This is a genomic window from Nocardia sp. NPDC052001 (assembly GCF_040680615.1).
Lineage (GTDB): Bacteria > Actinomycetota > Actinomycetes > Mycobacteriales > Mycobacteriaceae > Nocardia.
On sequence record NZ_JBFAXC010000001.1, the window covers coordinates 1,665,506 to 1,689,672 of the forward strand.

Consider the following 24,167-nt stretch of genomic DNA (forward strand, 5'->3'; position numbering starts at 1 on the left):
GGGAGTAGTCCGTGACCATCCAGCCCGTCCGCCTGTTCGGCGATCCGATCCTGCGCGCTCGCGCGGCGGAGGTCGAGACCTTCGATCCCCAGGTGCGTCAGTTGGTGACCGATCTGCTCGACACCATGTACGAGAGCGGTGGGGTCGGCATGGCCGCGCCGCAGATCGGGGTGGGGTTGCGGGTGTTCGTGTACGACACCGGGGACGCGCAAGGGCATCTGATCAATCCGGTGTTCGAGGTCGTCGGTGACGAGACGCAGATCGGGCCGGAGGGCTGCCTGTCGATTCCCGGTGTGCGCGAAGATGTTTCGCGGGCCAATACGGTGATCGCGCGCGGCGTCGATATGGACGGCGCGGCGGTCGAGTTCCGGGCGGAAGGGCTGCTGGCCCGATGCGTACAGCATGAGACCGATCATCTCGACGGTGTGCTGTTCCTGCAGCGGCTCGATCCGGCCGTGCGTAAGGAGGCGATGCGCACCCTGCGTGAATCGTCTTGGTTCACACAGGGAATCACGGTGCTGGCCGCGTCCGAGATCGGCGGCGGCCGTCGCACCAGGGAACGGAGTCGTTGATGCGCTTGGTCTTCGCTGGCACGCCCGAACCGGCGGTGCCGTCGCTGCGGCGGCTCATCGAATCGGAGCGGCACGAAGTGGTCGGGGTGGTGACCCGGCCGGACGCGGTGGCCGGGCGCGGGCGCAAGGTGACGCGTTCGCCCATCGGACTGCTCGCCGATGAGTACGGGATTCCGGTGTTCACACCGCGTAAGCCGTCCGAACCCGAATTCATCGAGCAATTGACCGAGCTCGCGCCGGATTGCTGCCCGGTGGTGGCATACGGTGCGCTGCTGCCCGAGCGGGTGCTGGCGATTCCCCGGCACGGGTGGATCAACCTGCATTTCTCGCTGCTGCCCGCTTGGCGTGGCGCGGCCCCGGTGCAGGCGGCGATCCTGGCCGGTGACGAGATCACCGGCGCGTCCACCTTCCTGATCGAGAAGGGCCTCGATACCGGGCCGGTGTTCGGCACCGTCACCGAAAAGGTCCGGGTCACCGATACTTCGGGCATTCTGCTCGAGCGTCTCGCCGAAAGTGGCGCGCACCTTTTGGAATCCACCCTCGACGGGGTGGAAGCCGGTGCGCTGCAATTGGTTCCGCAATCCGCCGACGGCGTTTCCTACGCACCCAAGGTGGAAGTCGAAGCGGGCCGCGTGCGCTGGGACGAGCCCGCCCTCGCCATCAACCGCCGTATTCGCGCGGTCACCCCCAACCCCGGAGCCTGGACGGAGGTCGACGGTAAGCGCATCAAGCTCGGCCCCGTCGAAATGGTGGAGGAAACCCTCCCCGTACGCGAGATCGAGGTCCGCAAGTCGGGCGTCTTCATCGGCACCGCCACCACAGCCGTCCGCCTCACCGAGGTCCAACCCCAAGGAAAGCGCATGATGCCTGCCCTCGACTGGGCGCGCGGCGCCCGCCTCCAGCCCGGCGCGGTTACCGAATGACCCGCCCCGAGCGGGACGATTCCACCGGCAAACGCAGCCTCCGCCAAAGCGCAAGCCGCGCCGACGGAAACAGCCGGCGCCGCGACAACGGCGCTCCCCGCACCAGCGGCACCGACCGCCGAGACAGCGGAACCGCCCGCACCGGCGGCACCGACCGCCGCGATACGGGCATACCTCGTTCCGCCGGTACCGACCGTCGCGATAACAGCGGCGCTCGAGCCGGTCGCGACGACCGCCCCGCCAAGCCCGTGCGCCGCGACTGGCGTCCACGCGCGGCCAACGCGCCCTACGGCAAGCCCGCCACCCCATCCGGCGAGCCGAACCGCGGCGACAACGCCGGCGGCTCCCGCCAATACAAGTCGGCGCGCCCCGACAGCGACACCAAGCGCTCCTACACCGCGGGCAAGCCCGATTCGCCGCGCGGCACCTCCGAACGCTCCGGTGGAACCCGCACCGGCGGGAATCGTGCATCCGATGAGCGGCGTACCGGTGAATCGGGCCGCCAAGATTCCCGCGCCACAGGTGGGAGGTCCGGTGCCTCTTCCTTCGGGGATTCGCCGAGCAGTCGAGGTGGCGGGAGTGACCGCCCCCGTGGAAAGCGGGAATCCCTTGCGGGGCGCGAAGATCGGCGTGCCGGCTCGGGCCGGGCAGACCGCGGATTCGACGCGGACGTTGCCGGATCACGTGGGACCGGCGGCGACTTCGGTTCGGGGGAAACGCGATCCGGCGCACCTCGGCGGGAATCCGGGACCGCGCGGGGCAACTCCGCCGGTGGAGGCGGTGCGAGCCGCAAATCCGCTTCGGGTGGTCGCGAGTCCGGTGTGACGGGCGCGAAGTCACGCCCGTCGGGTGGTAAGTCCGGTGGGTCCAAGTCCGGTGCCGCGGGCGGGAAGTCCGTCGCGGCCGTGCACGGGGTGGATCCGGTGCGGGTTGTCGCCCGGGATGTGTTGCGGGCGGTGCGGGAGCGGGATGCTTACGCGAATCTGGTGCTGCCGGGGTTGTTGCGGGAGCGGAAGATCAGTGGGCGCGATGCCGCGCTGGCTACCGAGTTGACCTATGGGGCGGCGCGGTCGCTGGGGTTGTTGGATGCGGTGATCGAGGCGGGCGCGGGGCGGTCGGTCGAGGAGATCGATGGGCCGCTGCTGGATGCTTTGCGGTTGGGGACCTATCAGCTGTTGCGGACCCGGATCGGGGCGCATGCGGCGGTGGATACCTCGGTCGCGCTGGCTCGGGCCGAATATGGCGCGGGGCGTGCGGGTTTCGTGAACGCGGTGCTGCGGCGGGTGGCGGAGAAGACGGCCGAGGAATGGGTCGAGCAGCTCGCGCCGCAGGACACGCTGGGGCACTTGGCTTTCGAGTACGCGCATCCGGTGTGGATCGCGCAGGCGTTCGCCGATGCGCTCGGTGCGCGGGCGGGGGAGTTGCAGGAGGTGCTCGCGGCCGATGACGCCCGGCCCACCGTGCATCTTGTCGCCCGGCCGGGTGAGATCAGTGCCGAGGAGTTGGCGCTGGTCAGCGGTGGCGAGGAAGGTAAGTGGTCGCCGTACGCCGTCTATCTCGAGAGTGGCGATCCGGGCAAGCTGGAGCCGGTGCGCGAGGGTATGGCCGCCGTGCAGGACGAGGGCAGTCAGCTTGTCGCCCTTGCGGTTACGCGCGCACCCCTGGAGGGCCCCGATGGCGGCCGCTGGCTGGATCTGTGTGCCGGACCGGGCGGTAAGACCGCACTGCTGGGCGCGATCGCCGATATCGACGGCTTCCACATCGACGCTGTCGAGCCCGCCGAACATCGCGCCGACCTGGTGCGGCAGGCGGCGCGTGGGCTGCCGGTCGATATCCATATCGCCGACGGCCGCGAGAGCGGACTCACCCCGGGCTACGACCGAATCCTGGTCGACGCCCCGTGCACCGGACTCGGCGCGCTGCGTCGTCGCCCGGAGGCGCGCTGGCGCAGGCAGCCCTCGGACGTCAAGGATCTGGTCAAATTGCAGCGCGAATTGCTCAGCGCCGCATGGGATCTGGTCCGCCCCGGTGGCGTGGTCGTCTACTCGACCTGTTCCCCGCACCTCCCGGAGACGGTTTCGGTAGTCTCCGATATGGTGCGCCGCACCGGCGCCGAACAGCTGGACACCCGCGAATTGCTCCCGGGCGTACCGGATCTCGGCGACGGCCCGGGCGCACAGCTGTGGCCGCACCGCCACGGCACCGACGCCATGTTCGTCGCGGCCCTGCGCAAACCGCTGGAATGAATCGGATGTAGTCGAGAAATGCGGCCCGTGAATCGCGGGCCGCATTTTCAGTCGTGCGTCTTCTTCATTGCCGCGCGGGCGGATTCGGCCGCCACGACACCCATACGCCCGCCCGTGGCGCGCGGCGGCAGCGGATCGCCATCCACTGCGGCCGCTCGGTGTCATCCGGTCCGAGATCGGTGCGCCCGAGCATGCAGCTGCCATCGGAATCCGGTATCAGCTCGATGGTTTCGCCATTCACCTCGAGGAATCGCTGCGGCCGCCCACTGCCGTACCGAACCACCGAGTTGATGGTCAGATCCGCGATATGGAAGCAGCACCACCATTGCGGCTGGGTGCGGGTGCGCCGGGTGATGGTGCGCGCCGCCGACACCGTATGCCGCAGTTCGGCCAGCGCCCGGAACCGATCGGCGGGTGTGAAATCGCCCGGATCATCGGATCCGGGGCACAGCACCGGCGACTGATCATCGGGATATCGGTATCCGGGATCCACCTCACCGCGCCACCGCATTTCGGCCATGCGCGTGGTGATCGGCAGCCCATGCCATTCCTCATCGCACCAGGGGTGCGGGCAGCGCGGGAAATCCGGATCGCCGTAGTCGTAGCCGGTGCGTGGTTCGCCGTCGGCCAGCTGTTCGTTCACGAGCTGGTCGATCTGATTCACGATGTGCTGATCGCGGTACTGCGTCATGGTCCCGCCAGGTTGCGGTGCGTGCCGAGTGGCCTCGATCGTTCCACCGGCGGCGGGCGCAGGCAAGCCCATTGCTTGCCCGGCACTCACTCGCGGGCGGACTGCTCCCGCAGGCGCGCAAGGGTTTTCGCGAGGATTCGGGACACATGCATTTGTGAGATCCCCATCTGCTGGGCGATCTGGGTCTGGGTCATGGATTCGAAGAACCGCATGGTGAGGATGCGCCGCTCGCGTTCGGGCAGTCCGGCGAGCAGCGGCCGGATGGCCACGTACTCCTCGACCCGATCGAATTGGGATTCCTCCTCGCCGAGGGTGTCCAGCAGTGATGCCTCGGTATCGCGACCGACCGAGACCGCGTCGATGGAGCTGGGCTGGTAGGCGTTTCCGGCGATGACGGCCTGGGTCACCTCATCCGGATCGATGCCGAGTTGGGCGGCGATCTCCTTGGCGGTGGGGGAGCGGCCGAGCTGCTGGGAGAGCGCGTCGATGGCCGCGCCGATGCGCAGGTGAGTTTCCTTGACCCGCCGTGGAACTCGCATGGCCCAGGTGTTGTCACGGAAGTATCTGCGGACCTCGCCCATGATGGTGGGCACCGCGAAGGACAGGAAGTTGGAGCCGCGCCCGATATCGAATCGGTCCACCGCGTGCACCAGGCCGACCCGGGCGACCTGGGTGAGATCGTCGAAGGGTTCACCGCGTCCGCTGAATTTGCGGGCGATGTGATCGGCGAGCGGTATGCACCGGTTGATCAGCTGGCCGCGTAGTGCGGCGCGGCGCGCGGAATCCGGTTCGGTGGCGGCCAATTGCTCGAACAGCGCTGCCACATCGTCGTATCCGGAGCCGCTGCGCGCGACTTCCTCGGCGACCTCTTCGATTTCCTCGGCGTCGACCGCGTCATCGCTCTCGGCCGCTTCGTTGTTCTCGGCGTCGTCCTCGGTGCCGGTCGACGCGTCCTGCGCGGCGGCGGCAGCCGAGGCAGCGTCCGCGGCCGTGGTGTCCTGCGGGGATTTCGTTGCGGCGGCAGCGGTTTCGGCGGCGCTGTGCTCGGAATCGGGCGAATCGGGCTGCGACGCGTCTGGCGAGGCGAACACCATGTCCTCGTCGGTCACTACGCCTTCCCTCGGACCCGCCGGAACTCCACCGTCGTCGGGTATCCGGAGATTGCCGGATCGTATGCGCCCTGGCTGGCCGTCACCTCATCGGCCAGGGTGCGCAGTACGTGCCAGCCGAAGCTGTGCTGATTCGGCAACCCTTCCGAGCCTGCGATTCCGCTGACCCGAATCACCAAATCGCTGTCACCCACGGTGAACACGCACTGCAGTGTCGACCCGGGTACGGCCAGTGCGATGACCGTGGAGGCGGCCTCGTCCACGGCGAGCCGGATGTCGGCTACCTCGTCCAGGGTGAATTCACTGAGTAGCACCAGGGTTTCGGCGAGTCCGCGCACGATGGGCAACTGGGAGACGGACGCGGCGACACCGATCTCGACCGGTGTGGCGCGGACCCCTTTTTCCGCCGAAATGTTGATCACCTGCACTAGGCTACCCATTTCCGCGCCCCGCAATCAGCGCAATGGCCGCGATCCACCACCCGGATCCGTGCTCACCCCGCTCGATCGAGTTCGCCGGCGGGCTGCCACGGGTAGCCGCTCGGTGCTGACGAACGGTCTGGTCACCCTCAGCCGCGATCGGCGGCCGGGTTCGCTGGGCGAGTGCCGATCTCCGCCGGTGCGATAGCTGGGCGGCCGGGCGAGTCGAACGGCGTCGAGAGGTGGTCGGGGTCGCGGCTCAGCGGGGTCCGCGGTGTCGTGGTTTCGGGTGTGCGGCGACCGTTAGACTGCCGCGTGTGTGCACCCCTTCCTCTCCTTTCACGCGGCCCGCGCCCATGATCGCGCCGTCCATCCTGTCCGCCGATTTCGCGCGCCTCGGGGATGAGGTGAAGGCCATCGCGGGAGCCGATTGGGTGCACGTGGATGTGATGGACAACCACTTCGTGCCGAACCTGACGCTGGGTCTGCCGGTGGTGCAGAGTCTGTTGAAGGCCACCGACATTCCGCTGGACTGCCATTTGATGATCGAGGATCCGGAGCGCTGGGCGCCGGGCTATGCGGAGGCGGGCGCGTACAACGTCACCTTCCACGCCGAGGCGACCGATAATCCGATCGCCGTTGCCCGCGATATCCGCGCGGCCGGTGCGAAGGCCGGGCTGTCGGTGAAGCCCGGCACCCCGATCGAGCCGTATCTGGAGATCCTGCGCGATTTCGACACCCTGCTGGTGATGAGCGTCGAACCCGGCTTCGGAGGTCAGTCCTTCATCGCCGAGGTGCTGGAGAAGGCTCGCATCGTGCGCCGCCTGGTCGATTCCGGTGAGCTGCGCCTGGTGGTGGAGATCGACGGCGGCATCAATATGGACACCATCGAGCAGGCGGCCGAAGCCGGAATCGACTGTTTCGTAGCGGGTTCGGCCGTCTACAACACCGCCGATCCGGCCGCGACGGTGGAAGCCTTGCGGCAGAAGGTGATTGCGGTGGAGGCGTCAGCGGCCCAGTAGGGCCTCGACCACCGCTTCCAGCGGCGGCACCGAGCTGACCGTCTCGGGCGGCTGAATCCAGGTGCGATAGCCCGTCCGCTCGTCGTCGGCGGACGGCAGCACCACCTGGGCTCCGGCACACGCGACGGTGGCGTACATCCGGAACAGTGCCGCGCCGACCGGGGTGCTCAGCGTCTCCGGCCGGGCCGGACCGGTGATGAAGGTCCAGCGCCGCGCGCGGGGATGATGCACGACCGGCCCGGCCAGTTCGGCCTGGGTGAGTCGTGCGAGCACGCGTTCGCCTAGTTCGGCGGGCATGGTGACGGCGCCGTAACGGCTGCCTATCTCCAGAAGAATGTGTCGTGACGTGGGATCTATCGATGCCGGGAGATGAAATTCGCGCCGGTACTGCACGCAACGAACTTCGAGGGTGGTATCGAGAAGCGTGGTCACGCTGCACTCCCAATTGTGTTGTAGTCCACCTGGATCCGACCCGCGCGGGGTCCAACCTTCCTTCGGTTCGACGTGGCGAAGATTCACCCGCGCCGGACACCGGCGGCGGATGCGGGACTGTTCTGCGCTGAACTGCTCGCGAGATGTAAAACTGAGCGAAGTTGAACTGTAGGAATCAGCTGCATAACAATCTTGCGACCATTTCTTCGGATGCGCAAGATTCTGGTGTAAGCGAGTCGGAATTGGGTACGACGCGCCGACGATCTCGGGACGCGGCTGTCTGAAGTGTGATGTTCCCGCGAGTGAGGCGCTCTGCCTCCTACGACCGCCTGTCGTTAGGCTGGTGTCGAACGCCCGCTCATCGGGGAATATCACCGATGGTCCGGGCTGTTGGCGCAAGCGAAGGGCCGGATGCACGGTCCGAGGCGACTGGGAGAGGTTGGGCATGTTCACAGGCATCGTTGAGGAGCTGGGCGAGATCGTCGCCACCGAGCAGCTGGCCGATGCGGCCCGGCTCACCATTCGGGGCCCGCTGGTGACCTCCGATGCCGGACACGGTGATTCGATCGCGGTCAACGGCGTCTGCCTCACGGTGGTGGACCAGCAGGTCGAGGGCGACACCTTCACCGTCGACGTGATGGCCGAGACCCTCAATCGCTCCAGCATCGGCGGCCTCGCCAACGGCGCTCGGGTCAATCTGGAACGCGCCGCCGCGGTGAACAGCCGCCTCGGCGGACATATCGTGCAGGGCCATGTCGACGGCACCGGCACCGTGCTCTCCCGCACCCCGTCCGAGAACTGGGAGGTGGTGCGAATCTCGTTGCCCGACAGCATCGCTCGCTATGTCGTGGAGAAGGGCTCCATCACCGTCGACGGCATCTCGCTCACCGTGTCGGGCCTCGGCCTGGCCGATGAGGTCGCCGCGGACGGCAGCAAGGACTGGTTCGAGGTCTCGCTCATCCCGACCACCCGCGAACTCACCACGCTCGGCACCGCTCCGGTGGGCGCCACGGTGAACCTGGAGGTGGACATCATCGCTAAGTACGTGGAGAGGCTCGTTCAGCGCGGCTAGCGCAAGACGAAGCCGGAGGCGGCGCAAAACGGACGCTGGCCTACTGTAGGTAGCGGCACCTAATTCGAGATGGAGCACAACAGACGTGACCAGGTTCGACACCATCGAGCGCGCAGTCGCCGACATCGCAGCCGGTAAGGCCGTTGTCGTCGTCGACGACGAGGGCCGGGAGAACGAGGGCGACCTCATCTTCGCGGCGGAGAAGGCGACACCCGAGCTCGTGGCCTTCATGATCCGCTACACCTCCGGTTACATCTGTGTACCTCTCACGGGTGAAGACTGCGACCGCTTGGGCCTGCCGCCCATGTACGCGGTCAATCAAGACAAGCACGGCACCGCGTACACCGTGTCCGTGGATGCCCGCGAAGGCATCAGCACCGGTATCTCCGCCGCCGATCGTGCGGCGACCATGCGGGTGCTGGCCGATCCGCTGGCCAAGTCCGACGACCTGACCCGCCCGGGCCACGTGGTTCCCTTGCGCGCCAAGGACGGTGGCGTGCTGCGCCGCGCCGGCCACACCGAGGCCGCGGTCGACCTATCCCGGATGGCCGGGCTCAGCCCCGCCGGCGTCATCTGCGAGATCGTCAGCCAGAAGAACGAAGGCGATATGGCGCGCACCGAGGAGCTGCGCGTCTTCGCCGACGAACACGATCTGGCGCTCATCTGCATCGCCGACATGATCGCCTGGCGACGCAAGAACGAGAAGCACGTCCGGCGTGTCGCCGAGGCCCGCATCCCCACCTCGTTCGGTGACTTCAAGGCCATCGGCTACGAGAGCGAATACGACGAGTCCGAGCATGTCGCCCTGGTCATGGGCGATATCGCCGGCGCGGACGGCAAGGGTGAGGACGTGCTGGTGCGCGTGCACTCCGAATGCCTCACCGGCGATGTCTTCGGTTCGCTGCGCTGCGACTGCGGTCCACAGCTGAACGCGGCACTGCAGCTGGTGGCCGATGAGGGCCGCGGGGTGGTGCTGTACATGCGCGGGCACGAGGGCCGCGGTATCGGCCTCATGCACAAGTTGCAGGCGTACCAGGTGCAGGATGAGCAGCAGCTGGACACCTATGACGCCAATATCGCCATCGGCCAGCCCGCCGACGCCCGCGATTACGGTACGGGCGCACAGATTCTGGTGGATCTGGGCATCACCTCGATGCGGCTGCTCACCAATAATCCGGATAAGCGCGCCGGGATCGAGGGCTACGGCCTGAGCATCACCGAACGCGTGCAGATGCCGGTGCGAGCCAATTCGCACAATCTGCACTACCTGCGCACCAAGCGGGATCGCATGGGCCACGACCTGGTCGGCCTGGACGATCTCGACCTGGGCGAAACCGCGAACTGACCGACTGTTCCCGAGCACTGAGAAGGGCGGAAAACCGATGAGCGGCACGGGCGTACCCACGTTCGAGCTCGCCGATGCCAAGGATCTCAAACTTGGCATCGTGGCGTCGCGCTGGCACACCACCATCTGCGATGCGCTGGTCGCCAACGCGGAGCAGACCGCGCGGGACGCGGGGGTCTCCGATATCACCGTGGTCCGCGTCGCGGGCGCGATGGAACTGCCGGTGGTGGCGCAGGCGCTGGCCCGCAGCCATGACGCCGTGGTCGCTCTGGGCGTGGTAATCCGTGGTGAGACACCGCATTTCGAGTACGTATGCGATTCGGTCACCGCCGGGCTGACCCGGGTCTCGCTCGATGAGAGCGTCCCGGTCACCAATGGCGTGCTGACGGTGAACACCGAACAGCAGGCCCTGGATCGCGCCGGGCTGCCCGGTTCGTTCGAGAACAAGGGTGAGCAGGCGTCCGCCGCCGCCCTGGATGCCGCGCTCACCCTGCGCGAACTCTCGCAGACAGTCTGAGTCATGCCAGTCGTCCGGATCTGGAAGCGGGACGGCGGAGCGGAAGAACCGCCCCGCCGGACCGAACCGTCCGCGACACCGGCGACTCCACCGTCGGCACCCGAATCGAAGGCCGGTGAAACCGAAGTGTCTGGCACCGAAACCGCTGGCGCGCAGTCGAAATCGACCGCGGACGCCGAGGAGACCGAGAACCCCGCGCCATCGGGCGGCGAATGGGATCTCGAGGTGCGCCCGCAGCACGCCATCATGACCGCGCGCATCGTCGCGGCGGTGCTGGCGCTCATCTTCATCGTCGCGGGCATTCTGCTGCGCCGGGGATCGACGGGCGTGAATTTCCGCCTCGCCGATCAATTGGGCCTCGCGGTCTTCGGTCTGCTGCTGGGCGGTGCGGTCCTGCTGCTCACCCGGCCCCGCGTGCGAGTCGGCAAGCGCGGCGTCTCGGTGCGGAATATCCTGGGCGACAATGAGTTCGGCTGGCAGGATATTCGCGGCATCTCCTTCGCGGATAAGAAGTCCTGGGCCCGGCTGGAATTGGTGCACGACGAATACGTGCCCATGATGGCCATTCGCACCAATGACAAACTGCGCGCGGCCGGTGCGATGGATCGTTTCCGTGAACTGGGCGCGAAATACACTGCCGCGAACACCAACTGACTAATTCCGCCCGGTGGCGCGGGCATTCAGGACAGCACGCGGCAGGCCGATATCGGCCACCGTGCCGTCGCGAAGCAGTACGCAGTGATCGGCGTCGAGTGCCTCGGCTCGGTCGTGCGTGGCGTGCACGACCGTGACACCGGCGGCCGCCGTCTCCCGTAGCGTCCGCGAGATCTCCTGCTGCGCTTCGATATCCAATCCCGTCGTGGGTTCATCGAGCAGCAGCAGGTCCGACTCCTGAGCCAGAGCCCGGGCGAGCAGCGCGCGCTGCCGCTGCCCGCCGGAGAGATCGGTCAGGCGGCGATCCGCGAGACCGGCGATCCCCATGCGATCCATACAGTCGCGCACCACCGCTCGATCATCGCGCGTGAGTCGCCGCCACGGACCCCGATGCGCCCAGCGGCCCATGGCGACCGTGTCGCGCACGGTGATCGGCAGCGTCGCGGGGATGCCGCTGTGCTGGACGACCAGTGCGGGCCGCCGTGCGCCGGTGCGCGCGATAGTGCCTGCGGCCGGGCTGATTACGCCCGCCAGCACGCCGAGCAGGGTCGACTTGCCCGACCCGTTCGGGCCCACCAGCGCCGTCACCCGCCCCGCCGGAATCTCGGCGGTGATCTCGCGCAGCACCGTGCGCGATCGGTATCCGGCGGTCAGCGTGTCGAGCCGCACGGCCGGGGTGGATGAACTGTGCACTGCGTCACCTAACTTGTATTGAAAATCGTTTTCATAATAGCGTGCCGTCCCATGGAGTGGCTGATCGCCCCGTTGGAGGTTTCATTCGTACAGCGCGCGCTGTGGGGTGGACTGCTCGTCTCGGCTGTCTGCGCGGTGGCGGGGACCTGGGTTGTGGTGCGCGGCATGGCCTTTCTGGGCGAGGCGATGGCGCACGGGCTGCTGCCCGGCGTGGCCGTCGCCTCACTGCTGGGCGGAAATCTGGTGCTGGGCGCGGCTTTCAGCGCCGGAGCCATGGCGGCGGGGGTGACCGCGCTGGGGCGGAGTCCGCGATTCGCCGCGGATACCGCGATCGGGCTGTTGTTCGCGGGCATGCTCTCGATCGGGGTGCTCATCGTTTCGCGGTCGCAGTCCTTCGCCGTGGATGTGACCGGGCTGCTGTTCGGTGATGTGCTCGCGATCCGTGCTCGAGATATCGCATATCTGGCTGTGGCACTCGGTGTTTCGCTGACCGTCGCGGTACTCGGTCACCGCGCGTTCGTGGCCCTGGCCTTCGATCCGCGCACCGCGCATACGCTCGGGCTGCGACCCCGCTGGGCGCAGGCGGCGTTGCTCGGACTGCTGACGCTCGCGATCGTCGCGTCTTTTCACGTCGTGGGAACGCTGCTGGTTTTCGGACTGCTCATCGCACCGCCCGCGGCGGCCACCTATTGGTCGCATCGCATTCCGGTGATCATGGTGCTGGCCGCTCTCTTCGGCGGATTCGCCACCGTCGCCGGACTATTGGTCTCCTGGCATGCGGGGACCGCGGCCGGGGCGACCATCTCCGCGCTCGCGGTCGCGCTCTTCTTCGGCTCGGCGGTCGCGGCGCGATTGCGTGCGCCGGTAGTGGCACGGATGACGCGACTTCGGGGGAGGGTGCCCGTTCCGAGCGCGAATTTCGTTGTGCTGCTCACGGTTCTGGCCGCGGTGCTGCCTTTGGCCGGATGTGGTGCGGATGCCGAGGAACCTGCGCCTGCCGAGCCGCCACACGGGTATGTGGCGGGGGCCGAGGAAACCGATTCGCCTCAGTCGCGATTGGTGGTGGCCGACGCCGAGGGTGCGATTCGGGTGGTCGATCTGATCACCGGGCAGATCTCCGACGCAGGGCGGGTACCCGGCACGGTGCGGCTGGCCGGTGACGATCGCTTCGGCTATCCGGTCACCGCCGATGCCACCCGGGTGGTGGACGGCGGCGGCTGGACCGTCGATCACGGTGACCATATGCACTACTACCGCACCACGATTCGCGATATCGGCGGCGTGGCACACGGCGGCGTGACCGGCGTGAACAGCGACAAGATGGTCACCGCCATGGTCCTGGGTTCCGGGATGGCGGCGCGGACGCTGCTACTGGACCGGGCGGCACTGGATACCGGCACCGTCACCGAGCGCGGAATCGTCGACGGCGTCGCGGTCCCGTACGCGGAGCACCTCGTCGCGGTAACCGGCTCAGGGAGTCCGGAAGTTCGCGCACGCGACGGCGGCGTTGTCACTCCGCTCACCGAACAGTGCCTCGAACCGCGCTCACCGGTCGTGACCCGTCGCGGCGTCGTATTCGGTTGTGCGGATGGGGCTTTGCTCATCGCGGCGGACGACGGCCGGTTCGCCGCGACCAAGATCGCCTATCCGACCCCGGTGCCCGCGGCCGAACGCGCGACCGAATTCACCCATCGCGCGACCAGCACCACGCTCGCCGCGCGGGCCGGTGATCGCGGTGCCTGGGTGCTCGATATCGATGCCCGCGGTTGGCGATTCGTCGAGACGGGTCCGCTGCTCGCCGTCACCACGGCGGGGTCGGGCAGCTCACTGCTCGCCCTGACTCGTGACGGTGTCCTGCATGCCCACGACATCGCGACGGGTGCGGAAACCGCACGGGCGCAGGTACTCACCGAACCCGTCTCCGGTGCTGTCCGCCCGGTGATCGAGATCGATACCAACCGCGCCTACCTCAACGACGCGACCGGACGCGCGGTCCATGAGATCGACTACCGCGACAATCTGCGCCGCGCCCGCACCTTCCCCCTCGATATCGCCCCCGCGCACATGGTGGAGACCGGCCGATGAGATCCCTGTTCCGCCTCTGCGCCGTCAGCCTGGCCGCCCTCGCGGCGCTACTGCTGGTCTCCGGTTGCTCGTCCTCCGATACCGCCAAGGTTCAAATCGTCGTCACCACAAACATTCTCGGCGATATGACCAAGGCCATCGCCGGTGCTGCCGCCGAGGTCCTGGTGCTCATGCCCGCCGGTGCGGATCCCCACCAGTTCGCCATCTCCGCCCAGCAGGCGGCTCGAATCGAGCGGGCCACACTCCTGGTCCACAACGGGCTCGGGCTGGAGACCGGCGTACAGCGTCAGGTGACCGCGGCCCAAGACTCCGGTGTCCCAACACTTTCCGTGGGCGAACGGGTCGACCCGATCACCTACCGCAACAGCGACCGGCCCGATCCGCACTTCTGGACCGATCCGGCCCGCGCTCGCCGCGCCGCCGAGGTGATCAGCGCCCGCATGCTAGCGATTCCCGGCATCGACGTCGAGGCGGTGCGCGGTAACAGCGCCCGCTACCTGACCGAGCTCTCGGCTCTCGACACCTGGATGACCGAGCGCTTCGCCACCCTGGCACCGGAGCAGCGCCGACTGGTCACCAATCACCATGTATTCGGCTATCTGGCACAGCGTTTCGACTTCCGGGTGATCGGCGCGATCGTCCCCAGCGGTACCGCGCTGGCTTCCCCGAGCGCCTCGGACCTGGCCGAACTTGCCACCGCGGTACGCGATTCCGGGGTACCCACGATATTCGCCGACTCCTCCCAGCCGGACCGTCTGGCTCGGGTCCTGGCCGAACAGGCGGGCGTACACGTGAAAGTCGCCGCCCTGCACACCGAATCGCTGACCGCGCCGGGCGGGGGAGCGGCGACCTACCTGGAAATGATGCGCGCCAATACCGAGTCCATTGTCACCGGACTGACCCCGCGGTGACCCCTATGCGTTGCGCAACAACCGAAGATGATGAGGAGCAATAATGTCGACCCGCACCAGAGTCGCCTCCGCGACCGCGCTCACCGGCCTCTTGGCATCGGTGGTCGCCCTGAGCGGCTGTAGCGCCGACAGCAAGGACGATCGGCTCGTGATCGCCGAACCGCTCGCGGTGACGTATGACGGCGGTATCTACCTGTTGAACGGCCGAACCCTCACGGTGGCAAAGGATCTCCCGCTGGCGGGGTTCAACCGTGTCAATCCGGCCGGTAATGACACCCACATCATGGTGTCCACCAAGGAGGGCTTCCAGGCACTCGATGCGGTGCGCGGCGAGTTCACCGATATCAAGTTCCCCGGGGCCAAACCCGGCCACGTGGTGCGGCACGCCGATCGCACCGTGCTGTTCACCGACGGCACCGGCGAGGTCACCATCTTCGATCCGCGCGAGCTCGACCACGGTCAGCCCGAGGCCGAGGTCTACAAGACCGCGGCGCCGCATCACGGCGTCGCCGTCGAACTCGCGAACGGGCAGCTGATCACCACCCTCGGCACCGAGGAAAAGCGCACCGGGATAGTGGTTCTCGACAAGGAGCGCCGGGAGATCGCGCGCAATGAGGACTGCCCCGGTGTGCACGGCGAATCCACCGTCGCGGGCGAAGCGGTCGTCATCGGCTGCCAGACCGGCGCACTGGTCTACCGCGACGGCGTCATCACCAAGGTCACCAGCCCGACGCCGTACGGCCGCATCGGCAATCAGGCGGGCAGCGCCGCCTCACCGATCGCCCTCGGCGACTACAAGCAGGACAAGAACGCCGAACTGGAACGCCCACAACAGATTTCCCTGATCGACTCGCGTAACGGAAGCATCCGCCTGGTCCCGATCGGCACCAGCTACACCTTCCGCTCATTGGCCCGGGGCGCACAGGGCGAGGCCCTGATCCTGGGCACCGACGGCCGCATCCACGTCGTGGACCCGGTGGCGGGCACCGAAACCCGCAGCTTCCCGGTCCTGCGGGCCTGGGAGGAGCCCCTGGAATGGCAGCAGGCCCGCCCGTCGATCTTCGTGCGCGGCGCGAATGTCTTCGTCAGCGATCCCGCCACCAAACAGATTCACCGCATCGACCTGGCAGCGGGCACCATCGCCGCCTCGGTAACCCTGGACCACGCGCCCAACGAACTGAGCGGCGTGGTGGCCCAAGCACACTGATCGCCAGCCGCCGTACCGTGGCGTTGTGCCGCGGTGGCGATCGAGTGTCGACGCGGGGCGTGGATCAGTTGGGGTCGCCCAGCACCGCGCCTTCACGGCGCGGGTCCGCACCTCCCACCCAGCCGTTCCCATCGCGCACCAATGCGGACAGGCCGCTGGACTGCGGCAGCACCGAAACCTGGTGTCCCAGTTGGCGTAATTGCTGCACGAGCGCGTCGTGGTCACCATTGTCGGCGGCATTGACGGCCGGATGTTCACCGCCCACATTGGTGGTGGGGGAGTTGGCCGCGCCGAATGCCACCATGGACACCGCTTGCTGGGGGTTCAGGCCCCAATCCAGCATGGCCACCAGGGTTTTCACGACGAACTGAATGATGACCGCACCGCCGGGGGATCCGGTGACGTACGTCAGTTGGCCACGGGATCCGTCGGCGGCGCGGTCGAAGACCAGCGTCGGGGCCATGGAACTGCGCGGCCGCTTCCCCGCGTCGATCCGATTCGCTACGGGCAGGCCATCTTTGCCGAGCGGTTCGGCGGCGAAATCGGTGAGCTGATTGTTCAGCACGAACCCGTCCACGATATGGAAGGAGCCGAACGCCGATTCCACCGTCGTGGTCATGGATGCGGCATTGCCGTACTCGTCCACGATGGAGATGTGGCTGGTGCCGTGTTCGGGCTGCGGTGCGGCGGTGCCCAGCGGCACCGGCCCGAAATCACCGGGCTGTGCGGTGCCCATGCTGTGAGTGCGGTCGATGAGCCCGGCGCGCTGCTTGAGATAGTCCGGATTCAACAGCGCCTGCGGTGAATTGCCCGGCATCGGAATGAAATCCGAGTCCGCGATGTACTTGTCGCGATCGGCGTAGGCGAGCCGCTCCGCCTCGGAGATGATGTGCACCGCCTCGGCGGTGGGCTTGCCGCCATTGCGGGCGGTGTCATTGTCGCCGGTGGTGTCCGTCGGCTTCATGGACGCCAGATCGAAGTTCGACAGAATGCCCAGCGTCGCCTCGACGGTGATCCCGCCCGAGGAGGGATTGGGCATACCGCAGACCTCGTGCGTGCGATACGGCGCGCATACCACGGTGCGCTTCTTCGGCTGGTACGCGGCCAGATCGGCGAGCGTGGTCAGACCCGGCGTGCGTCCGCCGGAGGTGGTGTTGATGGCGTCGACGATGTCCTTGGCGATGGCCCCGGTGTACAGCGCGTCCGCGCCGTCGGTGGCAATCGCGTTGAGCGTCTTGGACATCGCGGGATTGGTGAGCGTCGTCCCGGCGGTCTTCGGGCTGCCGTCGGGCTGCAGGAAGTACGCGCTCGCGTTCGCATCGCGCTTGAGATCCGCTGCGCTGTCGGCGATTTGGCCTGCCATGCGCGGACTGATCTGGAAACCCTGATCCGCCAGGGCGATCGCCGGGGCGAACAGATCACGCCAGGTTTGCTTACCGTGTTCGCGCTGCGCCAGCTCCAGCATGCGCAGTGCGCCCGGGGTGCCGATGGAGCGGCCGCTGGCCCGCGCATTGGGTTGCGGTGTGGTGCGGTCGGTATCGCTTATCCAGCGCAAATAGTCCTGTGTCGCGCCCGCCGGCGCGGTTTCCCGGCCGTCGTAGGCGTCTATCTGCTTACTCGCGGCGTCGTAGTAGAGCAGGAACGCGCCGCCGCCGAGTCCGGACGCCTGCGGTTCCACCAGTCCGAGCACGGTCTGCGCCACGATGAGCGCGTCCGCGGCCGTTCCGCCGTCGTGCAGCACCTTGCAGGCCGCCGCGGTGGCGATGGGATTGGCGGTGGAGACCGCGAAGGTCTTGGTGTGCACCGGTTTCATACCGGTGCGATACCCGGTGGCGATCTCCGGGTGCAGGCTCAGATTCGTGCTGGTGGGGCCGCTACCCGCACTGGCACTGATGGGTGTGCCGTTGGGGGAGGTCTCACACACACCCAGTTTCGAGTCCGAATCGGACGAACAGGCCGTGGCCGCTCCGAGTAGCAGCAGCAGGGCGGCCGCGGCGCCGCTCCAGGTATGCCGTCGCATGCGCCTCATGGTCGGACTCTAGCGCCGGGGCGCGATGTCGACAGGATTTTGCGTTGCTCGGGCGATATGCCGACTATCGGCGTCGCGCTGGTTATCAGCACTGGGAAGCCGGTCATATCGGCTGAAGTGCCCTGACCATGAGTAACTCACCCAGCTCGGAGCGGCGATGTGGTTCTCAGTTATTTGCAAGGTACTGTCGGACCGCCTCAACACACGATTGCGGAGGGTTAACCGGCATATGACCGAGATCCGGACACAGGCCACAAATCTGACTGCCGAGGACAGCGGCTATCACAAGGCGCTCAAACCTCGTCAGTTGCAGATGATCGCCATCGGCGGCGCCATCGGCACCGGCCTGTTCCTCGGTGCGGGCGGTCGCCTGCACAGCGCGGGCCCGTCGCTGTTCGTGGTGTACCTGGTCTGCGGAGTTTTCGTCTTCTTCATCCTGCGCGCCCTGGGCGAGCTGGTCCTGCATCGCCCCTCCTCGGGATCATTCGTCTCCTACGCCCGCGAATTCTTCGGTGAGCGAGCCGCGTTCGTCGCGGGCTGGATGTACTTCCTGAACTGGTCCATGACCGGCATCGTCGACACCACCGCGGTGGCCACCTATCTGCACTACTGGGGCCCGTTCGAGCCTGTGGCGCAATGGATTCTGGCCCTGGGCGCACTGATCATCGTGCTCGGCATCAACCTCGCCTCGGTGAAGTGGTTCGGCGAGATGGAGTTCTGGGCCGCCATGATCAAGGTGCTGGCCCTGGTCACCTTCCTGGTGGTGGGCACCGTCTTCCTGGCCGGGCGCTTCGATGTCGACGGCGCGGCCACCGGATTCCGGATGGTCAGCGATGCGGGCGGCTGGTTCCCGACCGGCGTGCTGCCGCTCATCACCGTCACTTCGGGTGTCGTATTCGCCTACGCCGCAGTCGAAATGGTCGGCATCGCGGCGGGCGAGACGGAGAATCCGGCCAAGATCATGCCGCGCGCCATCAACTCGGTGATCGTGCGTATCGCGGTGTTCTACTGCGGTTCGGTCATCCTGCTGGCACTGCTGCTGCCGTACACCGCCTACAAGGCCGGCGAGAGCCCGTTCGTCACCTTCTTCAGCAAAGTCGGTGTGGCGCATATGGGTTCGATCATGAACTTCGTGGTGCTCACCGCGGCGCTGTCCTCGCTGAACGCCGGTCTCTACTCGACCGGGCGCATTCTGCGATCGATGGCCATGAACGGCAGCGCGCCCAAGTTCACCGCGCGCATGTCCAGTGCCGGTGTGCCCTACGGCGGCATCCTGCTCACCAGCACCATCGCACTGTTCGGCATCTGGCTGAACTACATCGTCCCCGAGGACGCCTTCGAGATCGTGCTGAATGTCGCCTCGCTGGGCATTCTGGCCTCCTGGGCCACCATCGTGCTGTGCCAGCTCAAGCTCTGGTACTGGTCGCGCGACGGCCGCGCCGAGCGTCCCGCCTTCCGTATGATCGGCGCGCCCTACACCGGTATCGCCACGCTGGTGTTCCTGTTCGCGGTGCTGGTGCTGATGGCCTTCGACCGGCCGGTGGGCACCTGGACCGTGGCCAGCCTGGTGATCATCGTGCCCGCCTTGATGATCGGGTGGAAGTTCGCCGCACCTCGGGTGCTGGCCATCGCGCAGGAGCGGGCCGGATACACCGGGGAATTCCCGGTGATTCCGCCGATTCCGATGGACGACAAGTAGTTTCCGGCTTCCGGCGCTATACTGGAAAATCGCTGGGGGACCTGCGCTTACAACGGCCGCACACATAATTCGTGTGCGGCCGTTATGTGTTCGATATCACTGTTCGCCGTGCGTGCTATGCGCTGTGGCCATGGTCATAACTTCCCGAACTCGATTGTCTCGCAGCAAAACATTTGGTTAGCGTCAGGTTCTGCGCGTTCGCAGGGGGCGCGCAACCAGGGGTTACTCGATGAGGAGTGCTGTGAGTTCGACTTCGGCTGTGGTCGACGAGGTGGACATCTCGCCGACGGGTGCCGGGAACAGTGTTCCTGCCACGATTTTCGAGCGATTGACACAGGTTCTACGAATTATTCGCCGTAATAGTTCCGAGATCGAGTTGCCCGCACAGGTGCGGGAAACTCGGAACGCGGCTTTGTTCGCAGCGGGATTCGCTTTTCTGCACGTGCTGCTGGCGGCGACCGATGGATTCGGCGAGATGCTCGGCAGCGCCGGGCACTTCTGCGCCGCCTGGATAACCGGCGGTGTGGCACTGTTTTTCGGCCTGCGCTCGCAATGGGTCTGGATCGCCGCGCTGGGAGTGGCCAGCCTGCAGGCGTTCTTCGGGGTCTTCACCCTGGTATCGGCCGAAATGCCCACGGGGGTCGGGCCTTTCACCGTGCTGTTCGGCGTGATGGCGTCCGGTGTGGTACTGGCGCTGCTGCTGCGCCGGGACTGCTATCGGTGGTTCGTGGCGGCCTGAGACGGAATTGCCGCCCACGCATCAGCATGGGCGGCAAGGACTTCCGGTCGGTGCGCTATTTCAGGCTGCGGCCCAGGGCTTGTCCGGCGGCGCGGCCGGAGAAGATGCAGCCGCCCAGGAAGGTGCCTTCCAGAGCGTTGTACCCGTGTACGCCACCGCCACCGAATCCGGCGACCTCACCCGCGGCGTAGAGCCCCGGGAAAGCCGTGCCGTCCGGCCGCATGACCTGTGAGTCGAGGTTTGTCTGCAAGCCGCCCAGCGTCTTTCGGGTCAGGATGTTCAGCCGCACCGCGATGAGCGGGCCGTGCGCGGGATCGAGGATCTTGTGCGGGGTGGCGACGCGGCCCAGTTTGTCGCCGAGGTAGCGGCGGGCATTGCCGATGGCCATGAGCTGGCCGTCCTTGCTGAACTTGTGCTCGGCGTCGCGATCGCGGGCCACGATCTGGCGTTCGATATCGGCCGCGTCCAGATGCGGTCCGCGGGCGATCTTGTTCATGCCCGCGATGAGCTCCGAGAGAGTATCGGCGACAACGAAGTCCACGCCGTGCTGCTTGAAGGCTTCCACCGGACCGGGCGCGCCTTTGGCCACCCGGCTCTTGAGCGTGAGCTTGAGATCCTTACCGGTGATATCGGGATTCTGCTCCGAACCCGAGAGCGCGAACTCCTTCTCGATGATCGACTGATCCAGGATGAACCAGGAGTAGTCGTAGCCGGTCGAGAGGATCTGCTTCATGGTGGCATTGGTGTCGAAACCCGGGAAACACGGTGCGGGCATACGCTTTCCATTGGCATCGAACCACAGCGACGACGGACCCGGGATGATGCGAATGGCGTGATCGGGCCAGATCGGATCCCAGTTGTGAATGCCTTCGGTGTAGTGCCACATGCGATCCCGGTTCACGATGCGCCCGCCCGCGGCCTCGGTGATGCCGAGCATGCGCCCGTCCACATGCGCCGGCACACCCGAGATCATGTGCTCGGGGCAGGGGCCCAGGCGATCCACCGGCCAGTTGGCGCGAATCAGATCGTGATTGTGGCCGATACCGCCGGAGGTGACGATCACGGCCTTGGCGGCGAGTTCGAAGTCGCCCACCACATTTCGCGATGAGGCCACACCGCGCGCTTCGTCCGAGGGCTCCAGCACACTGCCGCGAATGCCGGTGACCGCGTCATCGGCGACCACCAATTCGTCCACGCGATGGCGGAAGGCGAAGCCGACCTGTCCGCGCTGTTCGGCGGCCAGCACCGGTTCCAGGAATACCCGCACCACCTCCGGCCCGGTACCCCAGGTGAGATGGAAGCGCGGTACGGAATTGCCGTGCCCGTCGGCGAATTCGCCGCCGCGCTCGGCCCAGCCGACCAGCGGCGTCACCCGGAGTCCGAGATCGTGCAGGTACTGCCGCTTCTCACCGGCCGCGAATTCCACGTAGGCGCGCGCCCACTGGCGGCCCCAGTGATCCTCGTCCTCGCGGTCGAAGCCCGCCGAGCCCAGCCAGTCCTGCATGGCCAGCTCGAGGGAGTCCTTCACGCCCAGGCGGCGCTGCTCCGGACTGTCCACGAAGAACAGGCCGCCCAGCGACCAGAACGCCTGCCCGCCCAGGTTGGCGCGGTTCTCCTGATCCACCACCAGCACCCGGCGTCCCGCCTTGACCAGTTCGTGGGTCGCGACGAGACCGGCCAGACCGGCGCCGACGACGATGACATCCGGGTTCTCGATCATGCCCAATTCCTAGGGTTGTAGAAGTTCGATACACGAGTGTATCGAACTGATCTGTCGGTGCGGCGTGGCATTGTTCTACTGTGCCGATTTCCTCCAATGGATCTGCTGCTCTGACCGTCGCGGCGGCGCGTCGCATCGCCTTGGGCGCACAGGGCTTCGCCGCCGCCCGCCCGAGCGGTCCGCCCACCCGCCGCACGCTGGCCAAGGTGCTGGACACCACCAAACTGCTACAGATCGATTCGGTCTCGGCGGTGGTGCGCGCGCACTATGCGCCGGTGTTCAGTCGCATCGGCGCGTATGACCGGGCGCTCTTGGACGAGATGGCCTGGAGCGATACCGTGCGGCGGCCGCGCGAACTGGTCGAGTACTGGGCGCACGAGGCCGCGCTGCTCCCGGTCGAGGATTGGCCGCTCATGCGCTGGCGCATGATCAAATACCGGCACGGCCGCTGGGCGGGTCTGGGCCGCCACCGCGATGAGAAGCTGGCCGACGAGGTGCAGAGCGTGCTGCGCGAATTCGGCCCCAGCACCGCCGGTGAGATCGAGAAGCATCTGGAGCTGGATCGTCCACGCGCCAAGGACAATTGGGGCTGGAACTACAGCGAGACCAAGGTGGTGTGCGAGCAGCTCTTCGCCTCCGGTGAACTATCGGTCCCCAAACGCGTTGCCTTCCAACGCCATTACGACCTGACCGAACGCGTCCTGCCCGCCGAGGTCTGTGCCCGCGAGATCGACGAGCCCGACGCCGTCCGCGAACTCGTCCGCCGCTCGTCCGCCGCGCACGGTATCGCCACCGAAACCGACCTGCGCGACTACTACCGCCTCAAGCGCACTCAGACCGAGCCCGCCATCGCCGACCTCATCGACGCGGGTGAACTCGAACAGGTCGCCGTCGAAGGCTGGGACAAGCCCGCGTACCTGCACACCGCGGCCCGCATTCCGCGCCGGATCACCGGCTCGGCCCTACTGTGCCCCTTCGACCCGCTGATCTTCTTCCGCGCCCGCACCGAACGGCTCTTCGACTTCCACTACCGCATCGAGATCTACACCCCCGAACACAAACGCGTGCACGGCTACTACGTCTTTCCATTCCTCCTGGACGGCGAAATAGTCGCCCGCGTGGACCTGCGCGCCGACCGCACCACCGGAATCCTCCGCGTCCCAGGCGCATTCCTCGAACCGGGTCACGACCGGACCCGGGTAGCGGTGGAACTCGCTGTGGCACTTCGCGAAATGGCCGACTGGCTCGAACTCGGCACCCTGGAAATAGGCACCCGCGGCGACCTCGCCACCGCCCTGTCCAAGGCAGCCCGCATCCGCGTCAGCGCCTGACGGGTGCGGATCCACACCCTCTGCGCCGCAACATGTTTCGGCGCAGAGGGGTGCGGCGCCTAACCGGGCGTCAGAACGGCCCGTCCGTATAGGCGTTCAACACGATGCCCTGCTTGCCCTCGCCATTGCATTCGATGGTCATGGGAATCATGGGGCGCGGTGAGTCGCCGACGATGTACGTCGGGGACTGGAAACCGTGGCCGACCTGGCGGGTGCCGAGGCATTCGACGACGGCGGCGTACCACATGCCCTCGGGGCAGGTGTAGGTCGCGGTGTCGAGGGTGCGGTCGATCCGGCAGGGCGCGTCGGCCTGCGTGGCCGGTGCGCCCAGGGTGACCAGGGCCGCCGCGCCCAGGCTCAGGGCCGAGCCGGTGGCGAGCGAACGGAGGTGGGGACGGTTCATCTTCAATACTCTCCCGTTGTTGCGTGGACAGCTGGTCCGATGACAGTGCGCACCCATACTGGCCTCAGTCGGCGGCGGTACGTGGGAGTACGCGCGCGAGCGGTCGGCGTGGCGCGGTTATGCGACGAGCAAGGGCGCGGGCGCGGTGAGTACCGGACCGCCGCAGACCACGACGGTCGATTCGTGAATCAGGTAGTCGCCGTACACGAATATGGTGCCGTCCGCGGACTCGGCGGCCGCCGGTACGGAGACCCCGACCAGCGCGGCGGCCAGGGTCAATGCGGCCCCTATCGCGAGCGACCGGCGCCGGCGGCGAAGGCGAATCATGGTTCTGCTCTCCTCTGGGTT

The 24,167-nt window shown here is 67.0% G+C and carries 23 protein-coding genes; 14 read left to right on the forward strand and 9 right to left on the reverse strand.

All coding sequences use genetic code 11. The features are described from left to right. Positions 1-11 precede the first annotated feature (11 nt). The 3 genes from def (at position 12) to AB0L82_RS07900 (ending at position 3,741) form a co-directional block, all read left to right on the forward strand. Complete coding sequence (gene def, locus AB0L82_RS07890; protein WP_364632517.1) at positions 12-572, forward strand: peptide deformylase; 561 nt, start codon at positions 12-14, stop codon at positions 570-572. Next, a complete protein-coding gene (gene fmt, locus AB0L82_RS07895) occupies positions 572-1,495 on the forward strand; it encodes a methionyl-tRNA formyltransferase (RefSeq protein ID WP_364632519.1) in 924 nt (307 codons plus the stop codon). Before def ends, fmt begins: the two co-directional genes overlap by 1 nt. Before the next feature lie 821 nt (positions 1,496-2,316). Continuing rightward, the gene (locus AB0L82_RS07900) at positions 2,317-3,741 is read left to right on the forward strand and encodes a transcription antitermination factor NusB (RefSeq protein WP_364632521.1); all 1,425 of its coding nucleotides are present in this window, start codon (positions 2,317-2,319) and stop codon (positions 3,739-3,741) included. Between the two features lie 64 nt (positions 3,742-3,805). On the opposite strand, the gene AB0L82_RS07905 is transcribed toward AB0L82_RS07900, so the two are convergent. The 3 genes from AB0L82_RS07905 to AB0L82_RS07915 all read right to left on the reverse strand — a co-directional run bounded on the left by AB0L82_RS07905 (position 3,806) and on the right by AB0L82_RS07915 (position 5,963). Continuing rightward, positions 3,806-4,432: a hypothetical protein gene (locus AB0L82_RS07905; protein ID WP_364632523.1), complete on the reverse strand. Its 627-nt coding sequence runs from the start codon at positions 4,430-4,432 to the stop codon at positions 3,806-3,808. Positions 4,433-4,518: 86 nt separating this feature from the next. Further along, positions 4,519-5,307, reverse strand: coding sequence for a SigB/SigF/SigG family RNA polymerase sigma factor (locus AB0L82_RS07910; protein WP_364632839.1), 789 nt, complete (start codon positions 5,305-5,307; stop codon positions 4,519-4,521). A gap of 233 nt (positions 5,308-5,540) precedes the next feature. Beyond that, positions 5,541-5,963, reverse strand: a complete 423-nt coding sequence (locus tag AB0L82_RS07915) for an anti-sigma factor (protein WP_364632525.1) — start codon at positions 5,961-5,963, stop codon at positions 5,541-5,543. A gap of 353 nt (positions 5,964-6,316) precedes the next feature. Between AB0L82_RS07915 and rpe the strand changes: the two genes are divergently transcribed. Beyond that, positions 6,317-6,982, forward strand: a complete 666-nt coding sequence (gene rpe, locus AB0L82_RS07920; RefSeq protein ID WP_364632841.1) for a ribulose-phosphate 3-epimerase — start codon at positions 6,317-6,319, stop codon at positions 6,980-6,982. Here rpe and AB0L82_RS07925 read toward each other — a convergent pair. Next, a complete protein-coding gene (locus AB0L82_RS07925) occupies positions 6,968-7,279 on the reverse strand; it encodes a hypothetical protein (protein WP_364632527.1) in 312 nt (103 codons plus the stop codon). The genes rpe and AB0L82_RS07925 overlap by 15 nt on opposite strands. A gap of 580 nt (positions 7,280-7,859) precedes the next feature. Here AB0L82_RS07925 and AB0L82_RS07930 point away from each other — a divergent pair. From AB0L82_RS07930 to AB0L82_RS07945, 4 genes are all read left to right on the forward strand, one after another. Continuing rightward, a complete protein-coding gene (locus tag AB0L82_RS07930; RefSeq protein ID WP_364632529.1) occupies positions 7,860-8,486 on the forward strand; it encodes a riboflavin synthase in 627 nt (208 codons plus the stop codon). Positions 8,487-8,571: 85 nt separating this feature from the next. Then, complete coding sequence (locus AB0L82_RS07935) at positions 8,572-9,831, forward strand: bifunctional 3,4-dihydroxy-2-butanone-4-phosphate synthase/GTP cyclohydrolase II (RefSeq protein WP_364632531.1); 1,260 nt, start codon at positions 8,572-8,574, stop codon at positions 9,829-9,831. 37 nt (positions 9,832-9,868) lie between these two features. Next, the gene (ribH, locus tag AB0L82_RS07940; protein WP_364632533.1) at positions 9,869-10,348 is read left to right on the forward strand and encodes a 6,7-dimethyl-8-ribityllumazine synthase; all 480 of its coding nucleotides are present in this window, start codon (positions 9,869-9,871) and stop codon (positions 10,346-10,348) included. Positions 10,349-10,474: 126 nt separating this feature from the next. Beyond that, the gene (locus tag AB0L82_RS07945) at positions 10,475-11,002 is read left to right on the forward strand and encodes a PH domain-containing protein (protein WP_364632535.1); all 528 of its coding nucleotides are present in this window, start codon (positions 10,475-10,477) and stop codon (positions 11,000-11,002) included. Here the strand turns inward: AB0L82_RS07945 and aztA are convergent, their stop codons facing one another. Beyond that, positions 11,003-11,695, reverse strand: a complete 693-nt coding sequence (aztA, locus tag AB0L82_RS07950) for a zinc ABC transporter ATP-binding protein AztA (protein WP_364632537.1) — start codon at positions 11,693-11,695, stop codon at positions 11,003-11,005. A 51-nt stretch (positions 11,696-11,746) separates the two neighbouring features. Between aztA and aztB the strand changes: the two genes are divergently transcribed. From aztB to aztD, 3 genes are read left to right on the forward strand one after another with little or no spacing between them, the layout of a single operon-like run. Continuing rightward, positions 11,747-13,780 (forward strand): zinc ABC transporter permease AztB, encoded by a 2,034-nt coding sequence (gene aztB / locus AB0L82_RS07955; RefSeq protein WP_364632539.1) that lies wholly within the window; start codon positions 11,747-11,749, stop codon positions 13,778-13,780. Next, a complete protein-coding gene (locus AB0L82_RS07960) occupies positions 13,777-14,691 on the forward strand; it encodes a metal ABC transporter substrate-binding protein (RefSeq protein WP_364632541.1) in 915 nt (304 codons plus the stop codon). Before aztB ends, AB0L82_RS07960 begins: the two co-directional genes overlap by 4 nt. A gap of 43 nt (positions 14,692-14,734) precedes the next feature. Next, complete coding sequence (aztD, locus tag AB0L82_RS07965; RefSeq protein WP_364632543.1) at positions 14,735-15,898, forward strand: zinc metallochaperone AztD; 1,164 nt, start codon at positions 14,735-14,737, stop codon at positions 15,896-15,898. 64 nt (positions 15,899-15,962) lie between these two features. Here aztD and AB0L82_RS07970 read toward each other — a convergent pair whose 3' ends face one another. Beyond that, complete coding sequence (locus AB0L82_RS07970) at positions 15,963-17,927, reverse strand: gamma-glutamyltransferase family protein (protein WP_364632545.1); 1,965 nt, start codon at positions 17,925-17,927, stop codon at positions 15,963-15,965. Positions 17,928-18,156: 229 nt separating this feature from the next. Between AB0L82_RS07970 and AB0L82_RS07975 the strand changes: the two genes are divergently transcribed. Together AB0L82_RS07975 and AB0L82_RS07980 are read left to right on the forward strand one after the other, a co-directional pair. Further along, positions 18,157-19,626, forward strand: coding sequence for an amino acid permease (locus AB0L82_RS07975; protein ID WP_364632547.1), 1,470 nt, complete (start codon positions 18,157-18,159; stop codon positions 19,624-19,626). Between the two features lie 412 nt (positions 19,627-20,038). Beyond that, positions 20,039-20,365: a hypothetical protein gene (locus tag AB0L82_RS07980; protein ID WP_364632549.1), complete on the forward strand. Its 327-nt coding sequence runs from the start codon at positions 20,039-20,041 to the stop codon at positions 20,363-20,365. 55 nt (positions 20,366-20,420) lie between these two features. On the opposite strand, the gene AB0L82_RS07985 is transcribed toward AB0L82_RS07980, so the two are convergent. Beyond that, positions 20,421-22,085 carry an FAD-binding dehydrogenase gene (locus AB0L82_RS07985; RefSeq protein WP_364632551.1) on the reverse strand — a complete coding sequence of 555 codons (1,665 nt, stop codon included), beginning with the start codon at positions 22,083-22,085 and terminating at the stop codon, positions 20,421-20,423. Positions 22,086-22,165: 80 nt separating this feature from the next. On the opposite strand from AB0L82_RS07985, the gene AB0L82_RS07990 reads away from it, so the two are divergent. After that, positions 22,166-23,416 (forward strand): crosslink repair DNA glycosylase YcaQ family protein, encoded by a 1,251-nt coding sequence (locus tag AB0L82_RS07990; protein WP_364632553.1) that lies wholly within the window; start codon positions 22,166-22,168, stop codon positions 23,414-23,416. A gap of 70 nt (positions 23,417-23,486) precedes the next feature. Here AB0L82_RS07990 and AB0L82_RS07995 read toward each other — a convergent pair whose 3' ends face one another. Further along, positions 23,487-23,819 (reverse strand): hypothetical protein, encoded by a 333-nt coding sequence (locus AB0L82_RS07995; protein WP_364632555.1) that lies wholly within the window; start codon positions 23,817-23,819, stop codon positions 23,487-23,489. A 117-nt stretch (positions 23,820-23,936) separates the two neighbouring features. Beyond that, on the reverse strand, positions 23,937-24,146 hold the full coding sequence (locus AB0L82_RS08000) for a hypothetical protein (RefSeq protein WP_364632557.1): 210 nt from the start codon (positions 24,144-24,146) through the stop codon (positions 23,937-23,939). Positions 24,147-24,167 lie beyond the last annotated feature (21 nt).